We start from the raw sequence: 25,418 nt of genomic DNA, 5'->3' as shown, positions 1-25,418 counted from the left end.
ACGTAACAAGGATTTCCCCATGAAATGAAAATAGCCAGTCCCATATTCCAGAACTGGCTATCACAAAAAATAACTTAGGGTGTGTCTGAAAACTGCCTGCGCCGAGCGAGACGTTCCCTGGCGATTTCCACTCTAATATTCTATACTGAGTACAATATTTTGCGGATGGTCTCCAAACTTCTCACCAAAAATGCTAAATCCCCCTACATATTTTGCATCTTTTTTATTTCCAATGCGAACTACTATAGGAGCTCCATTCTCTATCTTCAGCATTTCGATAGTGGTATTCCCTGCATTGCTTTCATTGATATAACAGCCGTCTCTTCTAACCTCCCATGTGGTCAGAAGTCCATACTGTGTACTCCCGGACGACCACGAGGTTGGGGTAATTCTCCCTCTTCTGGCCCCAAAGTCTCCCGGACTCCGCCACGTTCCGCAATCTACGCCGTTAATCCACATAGTAATATCCGACTTCCAATCTTCTCTGTAATTAGGCGCTTCGGAGCAAATCTCCAAAGATATCCCCAGACTTTTCAGATCCGCCTGCTTCGGAAGCTGATTAGGGAATTTGTATTCCACATAGCCCGCCGAACTCCATAAAATCTGTGCTCCGAGATGCTCCGGCATATAAAAGCAGGCTATCAGGTCTTCATTTCCAATGATTCCGGTCTCATCTGCAATTCCACAAGTAGCATACATCTCACAGTCAGTATAGGCGCCAATCGGCATGCTTACGCTGGTTACCATATTAACGCCCTTCATTGCGCCGCTCATCCCAATAGTAACCAAATCGTTCTTCCTGCTGCACAAGCGCACACCCCCTCTTGTTCCCGGCTGAACCTCTGCATTGATCAGCTTGGCTCTCTCAAGAACCTTGACGTGAAGCGCAGCGCTGGAAGCCGGTATCCCAAGCTTCTCTGCTATCTCTCCTATATTCAGACTTTCTTCATGTAAAAGCTTCAGTATATCCAGCCTTACCGGCGTTGACAACGCCTTTCCAACATTACACACTTCTTCGGTATCATCCAAGTTTAATGTCAATAACTTAGCCATAACTCACTTTCTCCGTTCTGTTTTTAATCTGTAGGTGTGCACCCTCTCCTGTTGGAGCGAATATCATATCTAGCGGTATTTTAACACAAACGGAAGAAATCAACAATATGGATTAATTGACGTGATCGCAGTATACGGAGCAGTCCGGGAGATTACAATGCCAAAAGATGCTATTTTATTAGTATATGAACATACTCGACAAAATATGACAACAAAAACATACATATGCATACTATAAAATGAGGATAAAACAATTACAATACCAAAAGGAGATGAAAATATGTCATTACCAATCTTTCCGGAGGTAAGCCCTCCGATCAGCAGAGATGATGCTATCAATTATATTTTAGCCTCCATCGCTCTGGAAGAACTAGGATTAAGTCATATTTTGAACGCCGAAGGCGAAAAGATCCAATTTGCAGTAGGAACACTTCCCGGTGTAACCGGTCCTAGTGCAACTATCGAAGAAGTCATTGAAGTTAATCAAAATGTTCTCGCTATTTTGGACAGTGCTGCCCAAAATCAGGTTATTTTAAATTCTAAGTTACGAAATGCGCTTTCAGCATCCACGCTTCAGGGACCGACAGGGCCCACAGGGCCCACCGGACCTTCCGGCGGACCAACCGGACCTACGGGACCGACTGGCGCTACCGGCGTTACGGGTGCTACGGGTGCTACTGGACCTACCGGCGCTACGGGACCTACCGGCGCTACGGGTGCTACAGGCGCTACGGGTGCTACGGGTGCTACAGGCGCTACGGGACCCACCGGGGTTCTTATTCCGGGAGAACCGCTTTTTAATGTTATAGGCCCGACCGGATCAGCTACCGTAGGTTTTGGAGAAGATATCACTTTTGAATCATCTACTCTCGATATTACCGTAACTCCGGGCTCGGCAATCGTTACGATCGAAGATCCCAATACCCCCGGGCCCACCGGACCGACTGGTGCCACCGGCGCTACCGGCGCTACAGGTGCTACCGGCGCTACGGGTGCTGATGGACCTACTGGTCCGACCGGTGCTACTGGACTGACCGGTGCTACCGGTGCTGATGGACCTACTGGTCCGACCGGCGCTACAGGACCTACTGGCGCTACTGGTGCTACCGGTGCTGATGGACCTACTGGTCCGACCGGACCGACCGGCGCTACAGGACCTACTGGTGCTACCGGTGCTGATGGACCTACTGGTCCGACCGGACCGACCGGCGCTACAGGACCTACTGGTGCTACCGGTGCTGATGGACCTACTGGTCCGACCGGACCGACCGGCGCTACAGGACCTACTGGCGCTACGGGTGCTACCGGTGCTGACGGTGTTACCGGACCTACCGGACCTACTGGTCCGACCGGTGCTACTGGACTGACCGGTGCTGATGGACCTACTGGTCCGACCGGACCGACCGGCGCTACGGGACCTACTGGCGCTACGGGTGCTACCGGCGCTACCGGACCGACTGGTGCTACTGGCCCTACCGGTGCTGACGGTGCTACCGGACCGACTGGACCTACCGGCGCTACCGGACCGACTGGTGCTACTGGCCCTACCGGACCTACCGGCGCTACCGGACCCACTGGTGCTGACGGTGCTACCGGACCGACTGGACCTACTGGCGCTACGGGACCTACTGGACCTACTGGCGCTACGGGACCGACTGGACCTACTGGCGCTACGGGACCGACTGGACCTACCGGTGCTACCGGCGCTACGGGACCTACTGGCGTCGCGGCCCCAGGAGAACTGCTTTTTAGCGTTCTCGGTACTACAGGAACCGCTGATGTAGGATTTGGAGAAGCTATGACTTTCCAGTCAACCACTCTCGATATTACCGTAACTCCGGGTTCCGCAATCGTTACAATCGAAGATCCCAATACCCCCGGTCCGACTGGACCGACTGGGCCTACCGGTGCTGACGGACCTACCGGGCCTACCGGTGCTACTGGACCTACCGGACCGACTGGTGCTGATGGTGCTACCGGGCCTACCGGTGCTACTGGACCTACCGGACCGACTGGTGCTGACGGACCTACCGGGCCTACCGGTGCTGACGGTGCTACCGGGCCGACTGGTGCTACCGGCGCTACCGGACCTACCGGTGCTGATGGTGCTACCGGACCGACCGGCGCTGACGGTGCTACCGGACCGACTGGTGCTGATGGACCTACCGGGCCTACCGGTGCTGATGGTGCTACTGGACCGATCGGACCGACTGGTGCTGATGGTGCTACTGGACCGACCGGTGCTACTGGACCGACCGGACCGACTGGTGCTGACGGACCTACTGGACCGACTGGTGCTGATGGTGCTACCGGGCCTACCGGTGCTACTGGACCGACCGGACCGACTGGTGCTGACGGATCTACTGGACCGACTGGTGCTGACGGACCGACCGGACCAACTGGTGCTGACGGACCTACTGGACCGACTGGTGCTGATGGTGCTACCGGACCTACCGGACCGACTGGGCCTGCTATTACGAGCGACAGCATGTCAACAGCCAACACGACTTCAGCTGTTATTGCCGTTGTGCTGGGCGGTACCGATATCCCCCTGCCTGACAATCAAAACCTGAACACGTTCACTGTAGACGGTACGGATACTGAATTTACCGTACCGGTGACGGGAGAATACCTGATCAGCTATGCCGTTGCCACAACGACTGCGCTTGCGGTTTCCTCACAGGTATTGCAAAACGGCGCGCCGATAGCAGCTTCTGTCGTTTCTCCTACCGTATTGGCAAGCAATCTGTTTACGTCCTTTATTGTTCCACTAACCGCGGGAGATACGCTGACGCTGCAGTTATTTGGTCTGCTCGGAGACGCAACTCTTCTTGGTGGCTCAAGCACGTATATGACAGTTGTTCGGGTAATATAACTTCCCACCTCAGGGCAAAAATGGCATCTCCGCTTTTGTGGAGTCGCATATAAAGGAATATCAGCAAGCGTTGCCCATACGCCGGGAAGTGTTGATTTGACGGTATAAAAGCCAGATTGATTTCTTTTGCGTCAAACTAATCTTATACAAAAGAGGAACCACCTTCTAGGAGGTGGTTCCATTACATACCCTGTGCATTACCCGACTCAAAATCCTCTTTCTCTTTCTATCAGCTCACAATATCTCTCCTTTACGAACCGTCTCCTATCTTCGCTTACCGGAATCTTCCTGCCGTCCCGTATTCTAACACAGGCCTTTAGCAGACTCTTTATGTACATGGTATTTACGAGAAACGATTGATGCGTCCGGAGAAACTGAAATTGGGAGCCCTTAAGTTCCTGCTCTATCTCATTCATCTTCCCGAAAAAGTAGTCTCGCCTGCCCTCTCTGGTATGAATGAATATTTTTCTTCCCTGACTTTCAAAATAAATGATGTTCTCTAACGATATATTATGTACTTCTTTATTAAAGCGGTAGGTAAAGCAGACCGCTCGTTCATGGATTTTTAAATAAGCGTCTAAAAAGTAGCGTTCGAACAGTTCCTTGTCTACCGGCTTGTCCATAAACCGGAAGGTATCTATTTCGAACAGCCTTCTTATATACTTATCCTTGCTGGAGACACAGATGATCAATGCATGCTTATCCATAGCCCTGATCTCTCTCGCCGTATCAATATCGTTTTCATCCTCTATATTCAAATAAATTAAGTCAACCTTTTCTCCCGAATAAATACTGTCGGTAAGCTTGTTTCCATCGAAATATACATCGATGTCCACAGAAACGTCATTTTCTTTCGCAATTTTGAGCAATAGACTTTCCATCTCCGATGTGAGGATTATTTCGTCATCACATACCGCTATCCTCATCATTTGTAATTCCCCTCTCACAAATCTCCTGAAATGTGTGTGCGGTGTTATATCTTAACTAAAAGCCTTTCCATATATTCAAATATTCTCTTAAAGAGCTGGTCTCTCTGCTCCCTTGTACTGTTGGCCATAAAAACATCCAAATCGAAGCTGTCCTCCATTTCCCCGATGATCAGATAGGTGGGATCGATATTTAGCTTGTTATGCAGAATCTTCACCTTATACATAGGAAGTTCAGTGGCACCCGTCTCATATCGTTTATAATGACCTTCGGCCACACACAATATATCCGCAAACTCCTCTCTTGTATAACCGAGGTTTTCACGGATTTCACGCAAACGCTCACCTATTTGAATATTTAGTTCTTTTTCACCGACTGTCTTTTTAGCACCCATATCACACCTCTTTATAAAGAAGCATATCAACTTCCGGTCATTTTCCAAAGCACATAATAGGCACTTATTTAAAACATATTATGTATTACTATTTCTTGTTTTCAAATATTTTATACACCCGGTGTGGCCGCATCACGAACAAAAGTGTGCTTCGTCCGCTCACCCAATCGATGTTTGGCTCAAAGATTTTAAAACAGTACCTTTGACGCTCTGATCTTATTACATAGAAAAAGAGGACATCCCCGGTCTTGCATGACCTTTGGGAAATCCTCTTTCAATCATATTGCACTCTTATCTCTTATTTTAACTTCCAAATATCTCTATTGTACTCGCTAATAGTTCTGTCGGAGGAGAAAAAGCCTGCCTTTGCAATATTCACAAGCATCATCTTCTTCCACTTCTGTCTGTTCTGGTAGTCCTCAAACATTCTGTCCTTCGCCTCAATATACTCTTCCAAATCGAGAAGAGTCATAAACCAATCCTTATTCAGAAGCTCGTTATAAAGCCTCTGCAGGTTCTCCTTATTTCCTTTCGCCATGGCCTCCCCGCCCACAATAAAGTCCACAGCCTCTTTAATAACCGGGCTTTTCTTATAATAATCCTTAGACACATAATCCGCTTTCGCGTAATGATCGATTACCGCCTCCGACTTCTCACCGAATACGTATATGTTCTCATCGCCTACCAGTTCATTGATTTCCACATTGGCTCCGTCCGAGGTCCCTATGGTGACCGCACCATTTAACATGAACTTCATGTTACCGGTTCCGGAAGCTTCTTTGGACGCGAGCGAAATCTGCTCGGATATGTCACATGCCGGAATCAGCTTCTCCGCATAGCTTACATTATAGTTTTCCACCATGAGGAGAGTCATGTAGGGACTTACCTGCGGATCGCTAGCTATAATATCCTGAAGTACCAAAAGCAGATGGATAATATCCTGAGCGATGACATAGGCGGGTGCCGCTTTTGCACCAAAAATGAAAGTAAGCGGCGTGGACGGCTTCTTGCCTCCCTTGATTTCCAGATATTTATGGATGATGTAAAGCGCATTCATCTGCTGGCGCTTATACTCGTGCAATCTCTTTATCTGGATATCAAAAATAGAATCGGGATTGAGGTCCACGCCCTCCGCCGCCTTCACATATACGGCAAGATCCTTTTTCCTATTCATCTTGATTTCGGCAAGCTTATCAAGCACCTCCTGATCGTCACTGTACTCAAGAAGCTTCTCCAGCTCGTTCGCATCCTTCTTGTAGCCGTCGCCGATAATCCGGGAAAGATATCCTGCCAACTCTCTGTTACAGGATAACAGCCACCTTCTGAAGGTGATTCCATTTGTTTTATTATTGAATTTATCGGGATAAATCTTATAAAAAGCGTTGAGTTCCGTATCCTTTAAAATCTCCGTATGAATAGCGGCAACGCCGTTTACGGAAAAACCATAGTGGATGTCGATATGTGCCATATGCACTCTTCCATCCGCGTCAATGATCTGGACCTTGGGATCGCTGTACTGCGCTTTAACCCTCTTATCCAGTTCTTTGATGATGGGCACCAGCTGTGGAACTACCTTTTCCAAATATTTCAGCGGCCATTTTTCCAGTGCCTCTGCGAGTATCGTATGATTCGTATAAGCGCAGGTCTTGCTCACTACCTCAATCGCTTCATCCATGGTAAGGGCCTTCTCATTTACAAGTATACGGATCAGTTCCGGAATCACCATCGTCGGATGCGTATCGTTGATCTGAATCACCGCATGATCATACAGCCTGCGAAGGTCATATTTCTTCTCCTTCATCTCTCTCAGTATGAGCTGCGCTGCATTACTTACCATGAAATACTGCTGGTAGATGCGAAGCAGGTTGCCTGCCTCATCGGAATCGTCGGGATATAAGAACAGAGTCAAGTTCTTCTCAATCGCTTCCTTATCGAAGTCTATCCCCTCCTTTACAATGCTCTCATCCAGAGACTCGATGTCGAATAGACGAAGTTTATTCACGTCATTGCCATAGCCGACTACATCGATATCGTACAATCTCGATGTCACCTTTCTTTTTCCAAAATATACATCGAAGGCAACATCCGTCTTAGTCAGCCATGAACGCTCCTCAATCCAGTCATTCTTTTCCGCGGTCTGTAATTTGTTCTTGAAAACCTGCTTGAACAGACCGTAGTGATAATTGAGTCCGATGCCTTCTCCGGGCAGTCCAAGAGTTGCGATGGAATCGAGAAAACATGCTGCAAGCCTTCCCAGTCCGCCGTTTCCCAGAGACGGTTCCGGCTCGATTTCCTCTATTTTCGCGATATCCTTTCCCCTGGACTTTAAAATAGAGGCAAGCTCATCGTAAACACCAAGATTAATCAGGTTATTTGACATTAGCTTTCCAATCAAAAATTCTGCCGAAATATAATAAATTTTCTTTTCTCCCGAAATCTGTCCTGATACTGCCATCAGTCTCTTGGTAAGCTCTAACAGACAGAAATATACCTCGTGGTCGGTCAGCGCCTCCATCTTCTTCTGAAACATCTCATTTGCCAGTTCTTCCAGCTGAGGTTCCAGATTCGACAATAACACGTCTCGTTTCATATTGGTTTGCTGCAACATACTCTCTCCTCCTGTATCGGTTAAACATTTTCTTTATCTTTTCTTCTCTCACTAAGTAAGTTAACATAGGAAAACGTTTTCTGCAACTGTCATATTTAACATTTTTTTCATATAATTTTGTGAAATCTTAACAGATAATGTCCATGTACTTCATTCTTTCAATGGTATAACCGAGTACTTTTTCCCGTCCTTCCCCTCCATTCATCAGATAATGCAGCTCCTCCACCGCAGCTGAGGACACTCCTGCAAAATTCTGGCGGATCGTGTTCATCTGCTTCCCGGCATAGCCCATGAGCGTGATACCGTCAAAACCGCATACCGGACGGAAAATATCCATTTCCATAAGCGCCCGCATCGCTCCGATAGCCATCAGATCCGAGGCACACACCACCACATCCTTATTCTTGGCAAACCGGAAGGCTATGTTTCTCGCTTGCAATTCCGAGAATTCCCCATGCTTGATCATAAGATCCAAATCCATATCCTGTGCAAGGCGTTTGATTCCTTTTAAACGTTCCTCCGTCACATAGCCATTTTTCTTCCCTGCAATATAAAGTACTTTCTTGCATTTGTTTTCTACAATCGTCTTTTTCGCCACATCATACTGAGCCTGCTCCTGATTCACCCATACGGTGGAGGTGCTCGGATTGTAAAGGGGCGCGTCTACAAGCACCGCCTTGAATTCCTGCATATTGATCAGCTTCTGAAGCACCTTGTCCTCCTTGGACATTCCATAAATGATAATCCCATGGATGCTCTGAGCCTTTAAATATCTCGTTATCTCTTCCACGTTCTTATTTTCAAACATGGAAAAAAAGAACGTGATAACATCCAGCCCCATCTCCATCGCTTTATTGATGGCACCGGAAATATACTGCATAACAATCTCATCGATCGCCTGTGTCTTTGTATTTAAGCCCAGCAACAGGGCTACTCTGCCGGACTGCTTGGAGGAAAGTGCCGCTGCGACAGAATTGGGAACAAAATTAAGTTCCTGTACCGCCTGATTTACTTTTCTCTTTGTCTCTTCACTAACGTTCGGATAATCGTTGAGCACCTTGGAAACTGTGGATATAGCAACTCCGGCGTGCTTGGCAACGTCTTTAATCGATACCATAATCTACCCCTCAACTCGGAAAGCGTTTTCTATAATTTTATAATAAAAGAGTGGTATTGTCTATAGTCAATTCTAATTCATGAATACTTCTATTTGCTTGACTTCTCCTTTTCTTACAAGCCAAACCGTATCGCCGGTTATCACTCCATTTTCAAATTCCTCTGCACAATTGTCCCGGTGCATGATTTTTACCTTTATATTATAGCTTCCGGGAATGAAATCCTTTTTCTCTGCCAAATGGAATACAACTGGAGTTCTTCCCAAAAATGCCGCTCGTATTTTCCGCTCCTCTCCAATTAGATATGCGGGGAACATCGGCATGATACGCAGCTTCAATCTATCCTCTTCCATGTAAAAAGGCCGAGGACCGAACATCATGATCTGCCACATCTGGATAAATTCTGCAGTGGAACCGCTAAGCCTTGCCACAAAGCCTTTTCCGTGCAGCTTCTCATTGCGGTTCGCGCTGCTGACGATAAAAGAGGAATTTTCAAGAGGGCTTCTGCCATACATGTCTGCATCTAAGAAGGGCACTGCCGCATTTTGGAAGTCCTCTATGAATTCACTATACATTCCCGATTTCAAAAGCTCCAGCAAATACTTGTATTCCATGTGAAGCCAAATGGATTCGTTTTCCAGCCAGCCGGGCGTAAATGCTTTGGAGCGGCCCACTTCGAAACCTACACCGTTCAGTGACTCGTTTACCTTATACATCCGAAGCTTTTCATCATACATTCCGCTGCTTTTCACTCTCTGGTACAGCTTTTCCTTCTCTTGCCCGGGCACGCTTAGCTTCAGGAAACGAGAAGGGCCTTCCAGGAAATATGGCATCTGTCCCAGGCATACCGCCTTAACCTCAATACCGCTTCCGCTCTTCTCATAATCCGTCACTTCATATGTAAAATATGCCGGACTCATCCCGTCCCCATATGCAAGTGCTCTCTCGATACCTTCCAAAACAAGCGTGCGGAACCTGCTTAAAATATACACAACTTCCTTTGCTTTGATTTCAACAGTTCTACCGCTCAGTCCAAACAAAGTCTTTTCACGGTATTCTTCCTTTATATCATTGAAGGCTTTCCAAGCTTCAATTCCTCTCCATGTAACATTTCCTGCTCCCAGTTCATTGCTCAACCTTGTCATCAGGTCCGCAATTTCTTCCGCACATACTACTGTTCTTTGGTATTTCTCCAGCTCTTCAATAGTAAAATCCAGCAATCTGCACAGCTCATAAGCCTCACACATGGAAGACCCCAAAAGCCCCGGCATTCCGTTAAGCGCATCGTACCACCCGGGCTTACCGCCCTCCATTTCAATACCCATTCCATAAGGATCCAGCGTAGCAACCTTTATCGCGCACAAAAGCAGCAGCTTCTCCATCAGCGTCGTATAATAAGTATCACCCTTTCCATATCCGGTTCGGACAAGCTGCCCGCGCACATCCTTTTTTACCTCATGATCCAGGGTGTGATACTGTCTGATTCCTTTTTCTGTTTCTTCATAACGAAGCCGTCTCGGATTCACTGACGCCTGTGACTCATAATAGGTAAAGGAAGCATCATCGAACAGCAGCTCCTCCTCCTTATCAGGAAATACTGCCAGATAAGTTTCCACCAAATCCAAATTATATGTCCAATGGTCTGTCCAATATCCCTCTCCGAAGGATGCATTAACAGCGCTGACGGCCTTATCCATTACCACACCGATAAATTCCTCCAAAGCAACACTTTCACTCTTTCCTTCCATCTTTTTCAGAATCTTATGCTTCTTAGCAAATCCTGCCAGACTTCCCGGAGTAAAAGGTTGGGATAACACCTTCTTCGTTTGACCCAATAAGTCATCTTTGATAAAAATAGAAAGCTCCTCAAGCTTTTCCTCTTCTATCGCGTATATCGCCCTTTGCACAAGAAGGGGATTGTATCCATCCGTTTGAATGAGATTATAGAACGTCTTAATATTAATGTCTCCCACATAAGGGGTGAACAGCACGTCACATCTTCTGTTCTGATTCACATCTCTGAAATTGGAATTCCCTTGCGAATAGAATTCCGGCGACATCTGGAAAAAATTATAATCTCTCTCGATATCTCCGTGCTTTCTTGAATAAAGATAGAATATCTTCTCTCTTCCCAGCTTCACGGGATATCCTCCTCGAAGTAGATTATCCAGATAAGTCTGTTTGCAATACGCATCGAATACCGGATTCCCCGTTTCCGTATGGATCACTCCGCACAATTCCTCCGTCAACCGGATGGCCTCCGCTCTCTTTTCTTCGAAATATTCTCTTCCGACACACTTGTCGGAAAACTCTTTCAATACTTCTTTGCTTTCCACCATACCTATTACCTCATATATGGTGATACTTTCTCCTATTTCCAGTTCCTTCTCTATCGCAAAAAAACTGCACGGTACATTGTTTTCCGTTATTTGCCCGCATTCCAACAACTCTGTCAGATTCATATCCTCCAAGCCGACCGCTCTAGTCAATGAAGTATCATACGCAAATACCACCTCCGGGTCCACAATAACCGGAAGCCGTTCTCCGCTCTCCGTTACCGCAAAGCTGTAATTTCCCTCTTTAATCTCCTGTACGGCAATACTATCCACAATACTGGCGCGGACCCTGAAATACGGCAGCCCATTCTCCGTATCCTCTACCTGCATCCACGCCTTAACCGTCTGTCCCATCTCTTTCATATTAGAAAGGGACACTCCGTAAGGTATGAGCGCCGGCATACCATCCAGGGCCTGAATCCGCATCTTTCTGCCGCTTATATTCTTAAACGTAACCTCTCTCACAAGTCCGCCGACATTTTCTTCAGGCAGCGTATAATAAAGAACATTCGTCTGAAGCCCCTCCTCACTATCCGCTTCCTCTATCTCGAACTCATTCATACCAATATACATCGCCGTCTTTTTCCTCTCATCCGAAAACGGTTCCAGATACCTGCCATCTTTCTTCACAAACGTCCGAAAGCCCTGCCGCTTCGTCATCTGATAAGCCTGGTGCGCCGGATAAAATTCCATAATAGAATGATCTTTATCCCCACTCCCAAAGCTGCTAATCCCCTGCCCCCTATTCACATAAAAAGTCCAAACCGGAATCCCCAGCTTTCCGCTAATCCCCGGCAAAAAACTAGCAAAAACCGTCCTTTTCCCATAATCCTCTATTACATATCTGCCCTTCTTATCAAACATCTTTTCCCACACCTTCCTTAATTAAATATGCCTTATTTTTTCATGTAATTTTGTCTTGGCTTTCTTCACAACCTCAAAATCAAAAAAACACCTTTTTACCTCAACACCACCACAATATCATTCTCTCTGCACATCTTACAGGAAGCGAAATACTCCTTTCCAATCAATGCGTCCCTCCCGGCCACAAGCTGCCCATTCATAATAACTTCCTTCACCTCATATTCCCCATACGACTTCATAAGCGGATTCAAATACTTCACATGCAGCTTCCGCCCCCCAAACTCCAAATGCACTGCCGCTTCATGATTTTTATCGAACTGCTCCGCCATAAGCTTCGGTTCCAGCTTCAGACTGCCATACTCCCCTTTTATCCCGTACATCTCAGTGAGAACCGTCATCAACAGCCAGCTCGCCGATCCTGTAAGGTAATGGTAAACCCCTCTCCCTCTCGGGTCTATATATTCAGGGATCCCCGGATATATCTTGCTCTTCGACACATCGCTGGCATGGCTGTAAAGGCTTTTTACCGCCTTATATCCCTCCTTTACAAACCCGCGCTTATAAAGAGCATTGGCATACATAATCGTCATATGGCTGAATACCGCACCATTTTCTTTCTGTCCGTATGCAAAGCCAAACATCCTTCCCATATCGGCCTTTATTTCTCCGAAATTCGTATTCAGGCGATAACCGCCCACCTCCGGCGCGTAAAGATATTCGTCCGCAGACTTCACGATTTCCTCTATCTGCTTCTCCTGCGCAGTTCCCGACATAATAGTAAATACCTGCCCTGTCAGCATCATGCGTACACCTTTTTTGAAATCACCCTCTACCCGGTTTCCGTTATTATCGTAATAGCTGTTATACCAGGAGCATCCTGCGCTATTTTTAAGCCACTCCGTCTTCCTGATATGTTCCTTCAGCCACCCGGCTTTTTTCCGCAGATTCTCTGCCAGCCTTTCCGTATCTATTTCAAATCTCTCGCCGCTAACCGTATGCCCGCAGACATTACAATAACGCTTCAACAGATTCTTTTTCTCCTCTATGCTGTCATAAAGCCCTTTTTCTTCACAAAGAAGCTGCTCCATTTCCTTCAAAAGAGCGACAGTCTTCACCTTTCCCTTTTTTTGCATATAAAGTAAAAGGTCTGCGATTTCCTCCATATTTCCCGCATATGCTGCTGTAAACGCCACACTTTCGCCCCGCTCCGGCGCCATATCCAGCGCATCGTTCCAGTCGGCGCCCCGAAGCCTCATATGGTTGTGCTCTCCTACGTCATAAAACGCTGTAAGGTGCTGCAATAATATATGCTCAAGAATCGTTCCTCTGTAAACATCGCCTTCTGCCGTCTTCTGAATGCAGCCTTGTTCCTCCGCCCAGCTCTCATCGCGACCTTCGCCCCGAAAGCCTTGCGCATCCTTGAAATATCCCGCTTCCTCCAGCATGAAATCCAAATCGCCGCTTTGCTTGATATATAAATAAGAAGTCATGAAGGGCCACATACCGTGGTCCATCCAAACTCTGGCGATTCCGTTTCTATCCGCAATGAACTCACCTTGCTCCTTTCCGATAATCGTAGCGTTGGTTCCGTCCATGCGCACGCCCCCAAAATTAGACAGCAGCATTTCCCTGACACCGGAAGGATTCATCATAAGGAGCGCCAGACAATCCTGCCACAAATCCCTCCAGCCTCTTCCACCTTTTCCATAGTCGTGGTGGGGCAGGAAGGAGCAGCCGTAAATGCGCCGCAGTATCGGCTGGAAATTCACCCAATACATCCATTTATCGAATCTATCATCTCCTGATTCATAAGATATGTTTACCTTCTCATTCCAATATTCCTTTGTCTCCTTCAGCCTCTTTGCAAAGACCTCCTCCGTTAAATAGGAGTCTGCCGCCTTCGAAAGAGCGTCCGAATCTTCGCCATAGCCAAGGGCAATCACATAAGAAATTCTCTCTCCTGGATTTAATGTGAATTCCTCGAACACAATTCCACCCATAGCTTCAAATCCGTCCACCTGTGCACCCGCCGGTACCGTATCTATCTTATCTCCATAAAGTACACCGGGATTCTCAAAATCTCCGCCCTCGCCGATAAAATCTTCAACCGTAGGAATAAATCCGATGGGAAGCCTGCCGCCGCCCCGGCCGAATACACCGTATACTACCGCATTCTTTCTATGGCCCCTTTCGTCGAAGGTCAGCGTCGGATTCACTATCACGCCGTTTTCTGCCGTTATAATCCGATGCAGCATACTCGTAACGTTTCTATGATCCCTTATATTGTCCGCACTGCGCGCATATATCGGAATTGCCGCCACGGGTGTTGCCGTCATATAATTTTTCCCTATATTTTCAATAGTTACCATAGTCAGCTCCACCTTGTCCTCCGTATGAAGAACAAAGGTCGTCACTTCCGAGGTCAGGCCATAAGCAGCAGATTTTCTCTTTATCATATGCCACATAATGCCTGCTTCGAGCACGGTTTCTTCCTTTGCCTTGGTGAACTTCTCCGCCTGCTGCCTGGAGGAAACTCCCGTAGCGGACCAGAGCTCTCCATTCTGCATTTTCAGCCAGAAATTACGGGATGACTTATTATTATGTAAATTTTCACTGCTGACCGGCTCTAACAAGAACGTATTTTGTCCGGTCTTGGAATCTCCGCCAAGAAGAGGCGTAATGCTACTCATGACCCCTGACTCCCCTGCCACCGGAAAATAAAGGTAGCTCGTAAGCTCCGGATCCTCTATCCTGAAGCTGCCTTCTGCGTCGGTATATTTGTACTGCTCCATAATCTAAAACTCCTTCCCTTTTACGACAAATAAACTTGCTTTTTCCAAATCTTATCCGCCTTCTCAATGCACATTGCTTTTTGCCTATATACCAAGTATAATGTATAAAAATATATTTATTCTATATTAAAAATGTAGTTTTCCATAACAATATTGTCTACCCTGGATTGATAAGGTCCTATTCGGCGGTGTGTGCCTTATCAATTGATGGTATAGGAGGATTCCATGGAGAAATTCAAACTTTTTCTTGATAATAATTTGAAGGAAAGAAATACTACCGACAAGTATTCCTTTCCCTTTCGTGTGGGTTATGAAAGACTTTCCAATTATGAGCAGAATTCTTTTCCCATCCACTGGCATCCAGAAGTAGAATTCACTTATGTAACGGAAGGCAGCATGGAATACCAGGCAAACGATAACTTATATAAAATCAGCGCGGGAAACGGGATTTTCACTAACTCCAACGTCTTGCACACTGCCAGAACAGTCGGTGTAGAGACGGACTGCAGCTATATTGCCATTGTTCTCAATCCTGTCATCATCTTCGGCTATGAAGACAGCCTTATCTTCAACCGGTATGTTAATCCTATCTGTACGGAGCCGGAACTTTTTTCCAAATATTTAAGCGGGGATTCCTCCTTTGGAAAACGAATGATATCCCTGTTATTAGAGGCCGCCGAATTGCAGAATCAGGCGAAGGACGGCTATGAACTTCTCGTTGTGGAAAAGCTCTGTTCGCTCTGGTCTCTCCTTTTTCAGGAGCTTCAGCCTTCTTTAAATCAAAAAGAGACCGGCACGACAACCGACATCAACCGCCTGAAAACGGCAATCGGTTTCATCCAGTCTCATTACAGCGAGGATATTTCCCTTCAGGACATCGCCGGCTCCTGCCATATAAGCAAAAGCGAATGCTGCCATTTGTTCAAACGGACGCTGCGACAGACCCCCTTTACATACTTATTGAATTATCGGATACAAAAAAGCCTTCCCCTGCTTTTAAGCGGCGGTCAATCGATGACAGAAATTGCCGAAGAAATCGGCTTTCACGGAAGCAGCTACTTTGCGGAAACCTTTAAAAAGATCATGAACTGCTCTCCTAGCGATTATCGGAAAATCCATTCTTCGCGCTGAGCGCATACGGCCGGCAGCACAGCTTTTGTTCCGCGCGCGAGGCTGCGCATCCTGCACGGAGTGCTTTTATTTCATAGGAAACCGAAACTCTACTACTGCAACGTAACAAGGTCTTTCCTATGAAATAAAATAAGACAGATGCAATTCACATCGCATCTGTCTCATTTTACAAAAATTATTTTAAATCTATTTTCTTATCAAGTGTCTCGGTAAACCATTCACGAATAAAGGCTGTAACTCGCCGATAATAAGCGGTCTTGCATATTTCTCATAACCTTCGTTAAGGCCGCATCCGTCTTCCGTAATCCATTCTGCCGGAACCGGTCTCTCAACGTTAGCGATTGCATGAATGTCGTATGCACTCGTTCCGCACTGATAAGGGTCATCTCCGTTTCTGTCAAGGGTAATCATCATACCCGTCTTACCTTCTTCTGCTGCAATAACAGCGTCATGTCCAACCTGGAATGCCTCGTTGATGTCTGTCAGAGAAGCGAGGTGAGTAGCTGCACGCTGTAAGGTAGAGAATTCTACCGCACGAGCCTTAAGGCCTGTCTCAGCCGCTACCAAAGAGCAAAGGTATGCCGCAGTACCGGACAGCTGCTTGTGTCCGAATGCATCCACCGCCTTATCTGCATCTGCGAGTTCGCATACGAAACGTCCGTCTGCCAAAGCCACGCCTTCGGATACTGCGATTACTACGGAACTCTTCGTAGCTCCCAGATGCTTTACCTTAGCCATGAACTTGTCCACATCAAAAGCCACTTCCGGAAGGTAGATCGCGTCCACGCCGCTGCAGTCCTCTCCCTTTGCAAGAGCTGCCGCTGCGGTCAGCCAGCCTGCATGGCGTCCCATGATCTCCACGATACATACGGTAGGCTTCTCAACACCGAAGGACTCGTTATCGCGGATGATTTCCTTCAAGCTCGTAGCGATATACTTCGCTGCGGAACCATATCCAGGACAGTGATCCGTAATCGGAAGATCGTTATCGATAGTCTTAGGTACGCCCATGAATCTCTGCGGTTTATTGTGAGCAGCAGCATAATCGGACAGCATCTTTACGGTATCCATTGAGTCATTACCACCCGCATAGAATAAACATTCGATGTCATGCTTTTCCATTATTTCAAATACTTTTTCATATACTTCTTCATGCCCTTCAATTTTAGGCATTTTGAAACGGCAGGAGCCTAAAAATGCTGAAGGAGTTCTCTTTAATAACTCAATACCGGTCTCATCTGCGAGGTATTCATCGAGGTCGCACAAATTATCCTGCAAAAATCCCTGGATACCATGTACCATACCATATACTTTCTTTACACCAAGCTTTTTAGCTGCTGCATATACGCCAGCTACCGATGAGTTAATTACGGCTGTAGGTCCGCCGGACTGTCCAACAACAATATTTCCTTTCATATTTCCTCTCCTTTGATCTTCTTATAGTTTCTTTATTTCAACCACATCTTGTGTATGCGGTCAATTACCACCACCGATTATAACAGATTCACTTCGGCAATACAAGTTAAAATACCCCATATTTATCTTCCTGATTATTATAATTCTTTATCAATACTAAATAAAGCTAATTCACATATTGTCCTTACATCACATAATTCCGCACATCCATATAATAATAATATAGACATATTCAAGGAGTAACTCATGGATTATTTAAACGATACCACAAACATCATCGATCAGGGGCCCAGGCCCTTCGTGACCGATTTAAGGCAGGACACGATAAGCAACACTTACTTCCGTGCCGCTCGCTGGACCTGCAAAAATATGCAGCTCACTCTAATGTCTGTACCAGTAGATTCCGATATCGGTCTGGATGTCCACCAAACCTCCGATCAGTTTTTCTATATCGAACAGGGCAGCGCCCTGGTCATCATGGGGAATTGTGAGGATTGCCTTCAATATCAGGCACATATAACGGAAGATTATGCCGTCATAGTTCCTGCAGGTATATGGCACAACATAGTCAATACAGGTTCCATTCCTCTAAAAATGTTTACCATCTATGCACCTTCTCTTCATCCTCACGGAAGTATACACCGGTCGAAAGAGGAAGCGTCAATCTATGAAAGCATGGAGTAGCGCTTCTCGTTGACGGCAGGCACGGGGTACTATACAATGTACTAATAGGAGAAAAAAGATATGAAAGATTACCGTAACGACGTCGTGTGGAAAGAAATGCAGGTTTTCCTTCCTGAACAAAACAGACTCTCCGCCGGGACCATGCCCGAAGAATATTTCATACCGGTACACGACATGAATATACATATAGATCACTATAAGGTAAGCAAGCCTAAAGCAACTGTCATTTTATTCCATGGAGTCGGAGGGAACGGCAGGCTGCTTTCCTTTATTGCCGTCCGTCTGAAAATAAGCGGATATGAAGTCATATGTCCGGATTTTCCTTTATACGGCTGCACCCAATACAGCGGCACCATAACCTATGATATCTGGGTAAAATGCGGATGTGAAATCCTATCCTTCTACCAAAGGCAAGCCGCCAGAAGCATCTTCCTGTTCGGCCTGAGCGCCGGCGGTATGCTCGCATATCAGACAGCCAGCGAATGTCCGGAAATATGCGGAGTCATTACAACCTGCATACTGGATCAAAGAAATCCTTACATTACCAAGAAAACGGCGGCCAACCCGCTTATGGGAGCCGCTGCCAAGCCTTTTCTGGGCGCCATGAACAAAATAGCGGGTAAAATTAATATGCCGATGAAAGCCATCGCAAATATGAAGGCCATTGCCAACAACAGCGAACTGGCCGACTTGCTCATGAAAGACAAAAAGTCCTCGGGAGTCTCTGTTCCCATCGCCTTTGTTCATTCCATGCTGAATCCGGCGTTAAAAATCGAGCCCGAGCAATTCATATCCTGCCCTTTTCTTCTCGTTCATCCGGGTCTTGACAAATGGACGGACGTGTCCCTGAGCCGGATATTCTACGATAAGCTCGGCTGTATCAAAGAAATACACATACTGGAGAATGCCGGACATTTTCCTATCGAAGAAAAAGGCCTTTTACAGCTGGAGGAGCATTGCCTGCATTTTCTTGAGGCTTATCGAAACAGTTAAAAAATAATAGAATCATCTATTTAGGGGAAAGCTATATCTGTCAGGAGGATTCCAAGAATGGATATGCGCTTTGATGCAGTTTATTATGAACCGGCTGCGCTCAACTATGAATTGGGCCGGATGCTCCAAGAGAAATATGCTGCTTTGCCTTGGATAGAAATAGAGAGTCACAACCATATACCCGAGTTGGCAGCGTCAGAGAACCGTGATTTTGCAAAGTTAAAAAATCATCTAATCATTGGTACGAGAAAAACCCACAAATATGTCCCCAACCATAAGGTTTCGGACTGGCTGGTACCATATACTTCTTCAGGCTGCCGGGCAATGTGCCTATATTGTTACCTGGTATGCAATTACAACAAATGCTCCTATCTTCGCCTGTTCGTCAATCGCGAGCAAATGCTGGACAGGCTTCTGAAAAAAGCCGCTGCCGCTCCCTCCCCGCAAACCTTTGAGATAGGCAGCAACAGCGACTTGCTGTTGGAAAATGCAATCACAGACAATCTGATCTATACCATCCAGCGCTTTGCGCAGGAAGGCCGCGGACACCTTACCTTTCCTACAAAATTCGATATGGTAAATCCACTGCTCGGTCTCGACCATAAAGGCAAGATCATTTTTCGCATGAGCGTGAATCCACAAGAGATCATAAGCCGTATAGAATTAGGAACATCTTCGCTGTCGGCACGGATCCATGCGTTGAACGAAATGGCTGAGGCCGGATATCCGGTGGGAATACTGCTCGCCCCGATCATTCTGCTTCCGGACTGGAAACAATTATATGGCAGACTGATTAAGCAGCTGGCCGAAGAGCTAAGCCCAAAGGTTAAACAGAACAGCTTCATAGAAATCATACTAATGACTTACAGCTTCGTACAAAATGCCATAAACACAGATGCCTTCCCTAATTCCGTAATGCTTTTAAACCGGGAAACCATGACCGGACGCGGACGCGGCAAATATTGCTACCGAAACGAAGTTCGGCAGGAGGTAGAAGCTTTTTTACGTCAAAAGCTGTCTGAGCAGTTAGAAGATATGCCAATATTATATATTTCATAATTGAGGGGGACGCACCGGAGATTAGGCTGAGTCCCCTCACTTTTATTTAATTTAGCGCAATAATTTACAAATTTAGAGAATAATCTCGGGACAACTAGCATATATATAGAAAAAAGAGGATGTTTATTATGGATACATATCAAACATTATCTTTAATATTTCAATTCGGAGGGTTTCTAGTTGCTTTACTCGTATATGTGCATAAAACAAAATAAATACTTGTAATAAGCTGCAAATCTACAGAATGGATTTGCAGCTTATTTTATATAATGGAAAATCATTCCTGTTGCATAAAAAACTCTCCATCTGGATACTCTATATCCGAAAGGATGGTATACTATGAAATCTAAAAAAAATGAACCTAATAATACCTTTGATGACGGTAACATCCCGGAAATAGATTTGCCGAGAGGTAAAAATCATACTAAGCCTGACTACAATGTGGAGCCGCTTCCTGAGTCATCAAGGCCGCGTCAAGATGGACCCGGAGGGAATTAATTTCCCCTCGGTACATAAGCTGAATTATCAGTCTTCGGTTTTTATTAAGTATAAAAATGCACGGGTTATTTGAGGAAAAAATAATGCAAGAATACCGGTAAAGTCATGTAATAGCGGCACCAGTAATATATAATAAGCAATAAAACCCATTAAAAACATTCTGATTACTTTTGAAAGTAATATAATGCGGGAGGCTTTCTGTTTGTCAAATTTTACAGAATGTTGTACGGTATATACATTTAAAATAAAATTCCCGATTGATGCTGCGCCGCCTATGACCATGCCCATCATAACAGAAAGGTTGCACTTATCCATAATTATATAAAAACTAATTAGAATAAATGACAATCCGGTTACGCAGAAAGCCATGCTTATTATTTCTTGTTTCAATTTTTCTTGAAGTGTCATAGTTATCTCCCCAAAAACACAACTACTATTTGCATGTTTTTAAGTATATCAGCTTATATGTTAGCACAGCATTAAGATTCTTGCGGCAACATTAAGATAATATAAAGATATCAACCGGATTTCCCGTCGTCGCCCACACGGAGCATACGATACCCGACGCCGATGTGTGTTTGTATATACTTGGGTTGTGAAGCATCCTTTTCAATTTTCTTGCGCAGCGTTGCCATAAAAACGCGCAGGGCAGGAATATCGCTGGAATAACTTCCCCATATCTCTTGGAGAATAAAATTATGTGTTAAGACCTTCCCGACATTCTTAGCCAGCAAACACAAGAGCTTATACTCCATGGGTGTCAGATGTATTTCCTCATCGTCTATCCACACACAGCCCGCAGCATAATCAATTTTCATATTCTCATTCGTAAATACGGTCGCGTCTCTTTGCAGTTTTTCACTGTCATAACGTACCCGGCGCAGACTGACCCTTAGCCTCGCCAGAAGTTCATCCACACTGAACGGTTTGGTCAGATAATCGTCCGCACCGGCATCTAAGGCATCTATCTTATCTCGATCTTCGCTGCGTGCGCTTACTACAATAATGGGCATATTAGACCATGTCCGAACTTTTTTGATAACATCTATACCATTCATGTCCGGAAGTCCCAAATCCAGAATCATGATATCCGGCTTCCTGGATACTGCTTCTAAGATTGAGCCCTTGCCCGTTCCTGCCGTATGATATTGATAGCTTTGTGTCTCAAGGGTGGTTGTGATTAACTTTTGAACGGCCTTGTCATCTTCCACAACCAAAATCAATGGTTTATTCATGAACATTTACCTCCTCTGCCCGCAAAGTAAATACAAATACCGTACCCTGCGGCATATTATCTCTTACATAAATAGTTCCCCCATGCGCATTGATAATAGATTTGCATAGCGGCAGACCCAATCCAAGTCCACGTCGGCTGTCCGAACTGATATTTTTAGCCGTATAAAACATATCGAACAGTTTTTCCTTAGCCGAATCCTGAATGCCTGAACCATCATCGGCTATTTCGACTCGAATAAATGCTCCATCTCTTTTTGCCGAGATCACAATGCTCGAGCCTTCCTGTGTATACTTGATTGCGTTATCAATAATATTGATAATAACCTGAATGATAAGCCGTGAATCCATCCTGGCCATTAAAAATTCATCCTCAAGCACAGTTTCAATTTTATGTTCCACACTTCGTCGATTGATATGAAGTAATGCTTCTATGATCACATCTTCCAAAAGTTCCGGCTGCATGTTCAGATTCAACGTTCCATTGTCAATCCGGGTAATGGATAGCAGGTTTTCTACCAAATTTATCAGCCACAAGGAATCATCATAAATATCGGTATAAAGTCCCTGTTTTTGCTCCTCGCTTAGAACTTTGGAATTACCTCTGAGAATACCGGCATTGCCGGAGATACTGGTGAGAGGTGTCCGCAAGTCATGAGAAATTGCCCTAAGGAGGTTGGCCCTAAGCTGCTCCTGCTGCATCTGCATAGATATTTGTTTTTGTGTTTCACTCAGCCATTCTTTTTCCAAAGCCAGGGCACACTCGCCCAGCATGGCAATTACCAGGCTCTTTTCAAACATCTCCAATGAAACATGCTTTTCCATAACGATTCCTACGACGGCAAACACTTTGTCTTTTCCCCGTACCGCCAGATATAGGCATTTGGCGGCAGAAAGGGTATTTGTAGTCGCTCCGGCCCGCTTGTTATTTTTATAGACCCACTCCGCCACCGCAAGCTCATCCTCACTAAGATATCTGCGCAAAGCTTCCTCCTCTTCGCAGCCAAACACCATAGGAGAGGATAATGTATTTTCCTTACTAAGATAAAAGATCACAGTTCTGTCAAGCAATTTAACCATTTGTTGCGCTGTTTCTTTTATAATTTCCGATTGATTGCTTGCCTGCTGCAGTTTTTGACTTGTTTCCAGAAGCACTTCTGTCCGGTAAGCCTTTTGCGCGTCCTGACGGGCCTGCTCCTTTACTCTCTTGGTCAGAGTACTGGTAATGAGAGAAGCCGCCAGCATGACAATAAAGGTAACCGGATAACTTGGAAGAGCCGCCTGTAAAGAATACTGGGGCTGTGTAAAAACAAAGTTAAACACCAGTACGCCCAGAACGGAGGATAACGCACTGTATATTCTTCCTCTCGTAACGATGGAATTAAAAAGTACACCTAAAATAAATGTAGTGATGATGTTCGCTTCACTAAAGCCAAGAAAATCGAACCACAGTCCGATCAATGTACACGCAATTAAAATCCCTATCGTTTTAAAAGAATCCACCGGTGAAAACTCTGCCGGCTTTACGAACTTAGGCGGGCGCAAATGGTAAGAGGGATTGGTATCAGGAATAATATAAATATCTAAATTAGGGGCCAGCATAGACAGCTTATCGACAAAATTAGTTTTTACCAACCATCTTTTTATATGACTGGATCGTCCTATAACAATTTTGGATACCCGGCTCACCTTTGCATACTCCGCAATCTGTCCCGGAACATCCTCCCCATATACGGCAGCAATTTGTGCTCCAAGCTGTTCTGCAAGCCTTAGATGTTCCCTCAGCCGCGTTCTGTCTTTGTCTTCATATTCTAATGCTTCTGTAGTTTGCACAAACAACGCTGTAAAAGTACCGTGAAATGCGTCAGCCATTCTCGCCGCTGTACGGATTACTTTAGCATTGGAAGGTGCCGAAGATAAACAAACCAATATATGCTCATTAGAATAAGCACCGCTGTTTTTTGATGGCTCGTTGTTTTGTGCCGCAATACGGTTAACCTGATCTGCAGTGAGCCTTAGCGCAATTTCACGAAGGGCAATCAGGTTCTCCTTCGTAAAGAAATTTGAAAGAGCCCGCCGTGCCTGCTCTTCGCTATAAACCTTCCCTTTATTCAGACGTTCAAGGAGTTCTTCAGGCTCAATATCCACAACCTCAATCTGATCGGCACTGTCAAATACACTGTCTGGGATACGTTCTCGTACCGTGATACCTGTAATGGCGAACACTACATCGTTAAGGCTTTCAATATGCTGAACATTAATAGTAGTATATACATCTATGCCTGCGCGCAGCAACTCTTCCACATCCTGATAACGCTTAGCATGGCGGCACCCCTCGGCATTCGTATGGGCCAGTTCATCTACCAAAATCAGTTCAGGCCGTCTGCGGAGGGCTTCGTCCAAATCGAACTCCTTTAATATAACATTTTTATAGTTCAATTCCAGAAATGGCAGGACCTCCAGATTGCCCAAAAGAGCGGCTGTTTCAGGGCGGGCATGAGGTTCTATATATCCTGCCACTACATCGACACCATTGCTTTTGACTTCTTGCGCATCTTTCAACATAGCGAAGGTCTTGCCGACACCAGCAGCATAACCAAAATAGATTTTCAGTAACCCGCATTTCTTTTCGTTAGCCATAACGGTTTGCTGCTTGGAAACAACACCAGAAAATATATGATCGTTTCCCATTTTTACGCCCTCTTCTTTCATAGAATGTTTTAAAAATTATATCACATAAAAAATTATTATTGTATTATAATTACCTATTTAGCATTAAGATAGCATAAATACCCGGTTTTATTCTGACGCTTGTTCCGCTAATCCTAACTCCTTCACAATTTCAAGATTTACCTTCAGGACATTAACTGTTTCTTCTCCAAAAATGCCCAGAGACTTACCCTGCGTATTTTTTTTCACAATGTCCTCCAACAGTTCCTCGGGCAGCCCGGTCGTTTCAACTAAAGCAGGAATTTGAACTACAGCTGAAGCAAGGCTGATATGTGGGTCAAGACCGGATCCCGAAGCCGTTAACAGATCTGTAGGAATATCTTCTTTATTAATAGAAGGATTTTCAGACAGAAATTTCTCAATATCAGCTTTCACCCGTTTGGCCAGCTCCGGGTTGGTGGTCGCATAGTTACTGGAGCCGGAACTGACTCCTGTATAATTACCATTCTCCTTGTCCTCCTGCGTGTATGTGTTATAATTCACTGCAGAAGGACGGCCCTTCATAAACCGCGGATCAGTAAAATCCTGCCCAATCAATTCCGAGCCTACGTTCTGCCCGTCGATCATAACGAGGCTGCCGTTTGCCTGATGGGGAAAAATGATCTGACTTATTCCTGTAAGCAGAAGGGGATACCCCAGTCCGCAGATCAGGAGCATAACCGCTGAAATAAGCAGCGGGCTCTTTATTCCCTTTAAAAATTTCATCATAT

Annotated in this window: 19 protein-coding genes; 7 read left to right on the top strand and 12 right to left on the bottom strand. The window is 45.5% G+C overall.

Features of this window, described 5'->3' with window-relative positions:
• Positions 1-132 precede the first annotated feature (132 nt).
• A complete protein-coding gene (locus V6984_RS05755) occupies positions 133-1,053 on the bottom strand; it encodes an ArsR/SmtB family transcription factor (RefSeq protein ID WP_342758825.1) in 921 nt (306 codons plus the stop codon).
• 280 nt (positions 1,054-1,333) lie between these two features.
• Here V6984_RS05755 and V6984_RS05750 point away from each other — a divergent pair, with 280 nt between their 5' ends.
• Entirely contained in the window at positions 1,334-3,928 is a 2,595-nt protein-coding gene (locus V6984_RS05750; protein WP_342758824.1) for a BclA C-terminal domain-containing protein, read from the top strand.
• A 206-nt stretch (positions 3,929-4,134) separates the two neighbouring features.
• Here the strand turns inward: V6984_RS05750 and V6984_RS05745 are convergent, their stop codons facing one another.
• The 6 genes from V6984_RS05745 to V6984_RS05720 all read right to left on the bottom strand — a co-directional run bounded on the left by V6984_RS05745 (position 4,135) and on the right by V6984_RS05720 (position 14,964).
• Positions 4,135-4,857, bottom strand: coding sequence for a LytTR family DNA-binding domain-containing protein (locus tag V6984_RS05745; RefSeq protein ID WP_342758823.1), 723 nt, complete (start codon positions 4,855-4,857; stop codon positions 4,135-4,137).
• Between the two features lie 44 nt (positions 4,858-4,901).
• On the bottom strand, positions 4,902-5,249 hold the full coding sequence (locus tag V6984_RS05740) for a helix-turn-helix transcriptional regulator (protein WP_342758822.1): 348 nt from the start codon (positions 5,247-5,249) through the stop codon (positions 4,902-4,904).
• 298 nt (positions 5,250-5,547) lie between these two features.
• On the bottom strand, positions 5,548-7,857 hold the full coding sequence (locus V6984_RS05735) for a glycogen/starch/alpha-glucan phosphorylase (protein ID WP_342758821.1): 2,310 nt from the start codon (positions 7,855-7,857) through the stop codon (positions 5,548-5,550).
• 127 nt (positions 7,858-7,984) lie between these two features.
• Complete coding sequence (locus V6984_RS05730) at positions 7,985-8,974, bottom strand: LacI family DNA-binding transcriptional regulator (protein WP_342758820.1); 990 nt, start codon at positions 8,972-8,974, stop codon at positions 7,985-7,987.
• Positions 8,975-9,046: 72 nt separating this feature from the next.
• Positions 9,047-12,172, bottom strand: coding sequence for a hypothetical protein (locus tag V6984_RS05725; RefSeq protein ID WP_342758819.1), 3,126 nt, complete (start codon positions 12,170-12,172; stop codon positions 9,047-9,049).
• 95 nt (positions 12,173-12,267) lie between these two features.
• Positions 12,268-14,964, bottom strand: a complete 2,697-nt coding sequence (locus V6984_RS05720) for a GH36-type glycosyl hydrolase domain-containing protein (RefSeq protein WP_342758818.1) — start codon at positions 14,962-14,964, stop codon at positions 12,268-12,270.
• A gap of 225 nt (positions 14,965-15,189) precedes the next feature.
• Here V6984_RS05720 and V6984_RS05715 point away from each other — a divergent pair, with 225 nt between their 5' ends.
• Positions 15,190-16,095, top strand: coding sequence for an AraC family transcriptional regulator (locus V6984_RS05715; protein ID WP_342758817.1), 906 nt, complete (start codon positions 15,190-15,192; stop codon positions 16,093-16,095).
• A 186-nt stretch (positions 16,096-16,281) separates the two neighbouring features.
• On the opposite strand, the gene V6984_RS05710 is transcribed toward V6984_RS05715, so the two are convergent.
• The gene (locus V6984_RS05710) at positions 16,282-17,511 is read right to left on the bottom strand and encodes a 6-phosphofructokinase (RefSeq protein WP_342758816.1); all 1,230 of its coding nucleotides are present in this window, start codon (positions 17,509-17,511) and stop codon (positions 16,282-16,284) included.
• Between the two features lie 246 nt (positions 17,512-17,757).
• On the opposite strand from V6984_RS05710, the gene V6984_RS05705 reads away from it, so the two are divergent.
• From V6984_RS05705 to V6984_RS05685, 5 genes are all read left to right on the top strand, one after another.
• On the top strand, positions 17,758-18,195 hold the full coding sequence (locus V6984_RS05705; protein ID WP_342758815.1) for a cupin domain-containing protein: 438 nt from the start codon (positions 17,758-17,760) through the stop codon (positions 18,193-18,195).
• A gap of 60 nt (positions 18,196-18,255) precedes the next feature.
• Complete coding sequence (locus V6984_RS05700) at positions 18,256-19,188, top strand: alpha/beta hydrolase (protein WP_342758814.1); 933 nt, start codon at positions 18,256-18,258, stop codon at positions 19,186-19,188.
• 63 nt (positions 19,189-19,251) lie between these two features.
• Positions 19,252-20,247, top strand: a complete 996-nt coding sequence (locus V6984_RS05695; RefSeq protein WP_342759944.1) for an SPL family radical SAM protein — start codon at positions 19,252-19,254, stop codon at positions 20,245-20,247.
• A gap of 119 nt (positions 20,248-20,366) precedes the next feature.
• Positions 20,367-20,462 (top strand): putative holin-like toxin, encoded by a 96-nt coding sequence (locus tag V6984_RS05690; RefSeq protein ID WP_342758813.1) that lies wholly within the window; start codon positions 20,367-20,369, stop codon positions 20,460-20,462.
• 124 nt (positions 20,463-20,586) lie between these two features.
• Positions 20,587-20,745: a hypothetical protein gene (locus tag V6984_RS05685; RefSeq protein ID WP_342758811.1), complete on the top strand. Its 159-nt coding sequence runs from the start codon at positions 20,587-20,589 to the stop codon at positions 20,743-20,745.
• A 27-nt stretch (positions 20,746-20,772) separates the two neighbouring features.
• Here V6984_RS05685 and V6984_RS05680 read toward each other — a convergent pair whose 3' ends face one another.
• The 4 genes from V6984_RS05680 to V6984_RS05665 all read right to left on the bottom strand — a co-directional run bounded on the left by V6984_RS05680 (position 20,773) and on the right by V6984_RS05665 (position 25,416).
• Complete coding sequence (locus tag V6984_RS05680) at positions 20,773-21,153, bottom strand: hypothetical protein (RefSeq protein WP_342758810.1); 381 nt, start codon at positions 21,151-21,153, stop codon at positions 20,773-20,775.
• A 110-nt stretch (positions 21,154-21,263) separates the two neighbouring features.
• Complete coding sequence (locus V6984_RS05675; RefSeq protein ID WP_342758809.1) at positions 21,264-21,980, bottom strand: response regulator transcription factor; 717 nt, start codon at positions 21,978-21,980, stop codon at positions 21,264-21,266.
• On the bottom strand, positions 21,973-24,669 hold the full coding sequence (locus tag V6984_RS05670) for a sensor histidine kinase KdpD (protein ID WP_342758808.1): 2,697 nt from the start codon (positions 24,667-24,669) through the stop codon (positions 21,973-21,975). Before V6984_RS05670 ends, V6984_RS05675 begins: the two co-directional genes overlap by 8 nt.
• Positions 24,670-24,777: 108 nt before the next feature.
• Positions 24,778-25,416 carry a K(+)-transporting ATPase subunit C gene (locus V6984_RS05665; protein ID WP_342758807.1) on the bottom strand — a complete coding sequence of 213 codons (639 nt, stop codon included), beginning with the start codon at positions 25,414-25,416 and terminating at the stop codon, positions 24,778-24,780.
• Positions 25,417-25,418: the final 2 nt, after the last annotated feature.

Source organism: Kineothrix sp. IPX-CK (assembly GCF_039134705.1).
Classification (GTDB): domain Bacteria; phylum Bacillota; class Clostridia; order Lachnospirales; family Lachnospiraceae; genus Kineothrix; species Kineothrix sedimenti.
The sequence above is the reverse complement of the archived record's forward strand: the minus strand, read 5'-3'. Positions and strand labels throughout refer to the sequence as shown.

What these genes read in the sequence shown, in the direction of transcription:
- V6984_RS05755 (WP_342758825.1), bottom strand. Translation starts at nt 1,053, where the DNA reads ATGGCTAAGTTATTGACATTAAACTTGGATGATACCGAAGAAGTGTGT.
- V6984_RS05750 (WP_342758824.1), top strand. Translation starts at nt 1,334, where the DNA reads ATGTCATTACCAATCTTTCCGGAGGTAAGCCCTCCGATCAGCAGAGAT.
- V6984_RS05745 (WP_342758823.1), bottom strand. Translation starts at nt 4,857, where the DNA reads ATGATGAGGATAGCGGTATGTGATGACGAAATAATCCTCACATCGGAG.
- V6984_RS05740 (WP_342758822.1), bottom strand. Translation starts at nt 5,249, where the DNA reads ATGGGTGCTAAAAAGACAGTCGGTGAAAAAGAACTAAATATTCAAATA.
- V6984_RS05735 (WP_342758821.1), bottom strand. Translation starts at nt 7,857, where the DNA reads ATGTTGCAGCAAACCAATATGAAACGAGACGTGTTATTGTCGAATCTG.
- V6984_RS05730 (WP_342758820.1), bottom strand. Translation starts at nt 8,974, where the DNA reads ATGGTATCGATTAAAGACGTTGCCAAGCACGCCGGAGTTGCTATATCC.
- V6984_RS05725 (WP_342758819.1), bottom strand. Translation starts at nt 12,172, where the DNA reads ATGTTTGATAAGAAGGGCAGATATGTAATAGAGGATTATGGGAAAAGG.
- V6984_RS05720 (WP_342758818.1), bottom strand. Translation starts at nt 14,964, where the DNA reads ATGGAGCAGTACAAATATACCGACGCAGAAGGCAGCTTCAGGATAGAG.
- V6984_RS05715 (WP_342758817.1), top strand. Translation starts at nt 15,190, where the DNA reads ATGGAGAAATTCAAACTTTTTCTTGATAATAATTTGAAGGAAAGAAAT.
- V6984_RS05710 (WP_342758816.1), bottom strand. Translation starts at nt 17,511, where the DNA reads ATGAAAGGAAATATTGTTGTTGGACAGTCCGGCGGACCTACAGCCGTA.
- V6984_RS05705 (WP_342758815.1), top strand. Translation starts at nt 17,758, where the DNA reads ATGGATTATTTAAACGATACCACAAACATCATCGATCAGGGGCCCAGG.
- V6984_RS05700 (WP_342758814.1), top strand. Translation starts at nt 18,256, where the DNA reads ATGAAAGATTACCGTAACGACGTCGTGTGGAAAGAAATGCAGGTTTTC.
- V6984_RS05695 (WP_342759944.1), top strand. Translation starts at nt 19,252, where the DNA reads ATGCGCTTTGATGCAGTTTATTATGAACCGGCTGCGCTCAACTATGAA.
- V6984_RS05690 (WP_342758813.1), top strand. Translation starts at nt 20,367, where the DNA reads ATGTTTATTATGGATACATATCAAACATTATCTTTAATATTTCAATTC.
- V6984_RS05685 (WP_342758811.1), top strand. Translation starts at nt 20,587, where the DNA reads ATGAAATCTAAAAAAAATGAACCTAATAATACCTTTGATGACGGTAAC.
- V6984_RS05680 (WP_342758810.1), bottom strand. Translation starts at nt 21,153, where the DNA reads ATGACACTTCAAGAAAAATTGAAACAAGAAATAATAAGCATGGCTTTC.
- V6984_RS05675 (WP_342758809.1), bottom strand. Translation starts at nt 21,980, where the DNA reads ATGAATAAACCATTGATTTTGGTTGTGGAAGATGACAAGGCCGTTCAA.
- V6984_RS05670 (WP_342758808.1), bottom strand. Translation starts at nt 24,669, where the DNA reads ATGGGAAACGATCATATATTTTCTGGTGTTGTTTCCAAGCAGCAAACC.
- V6984_RS05665 (WP_342758807.1), bottom strand. Translation starts at nt 25,416, where the DNA reads ATGATGAAATTTTTAAAGGGAATAAAGAGCCCGCTGCTTATTTCAGCG.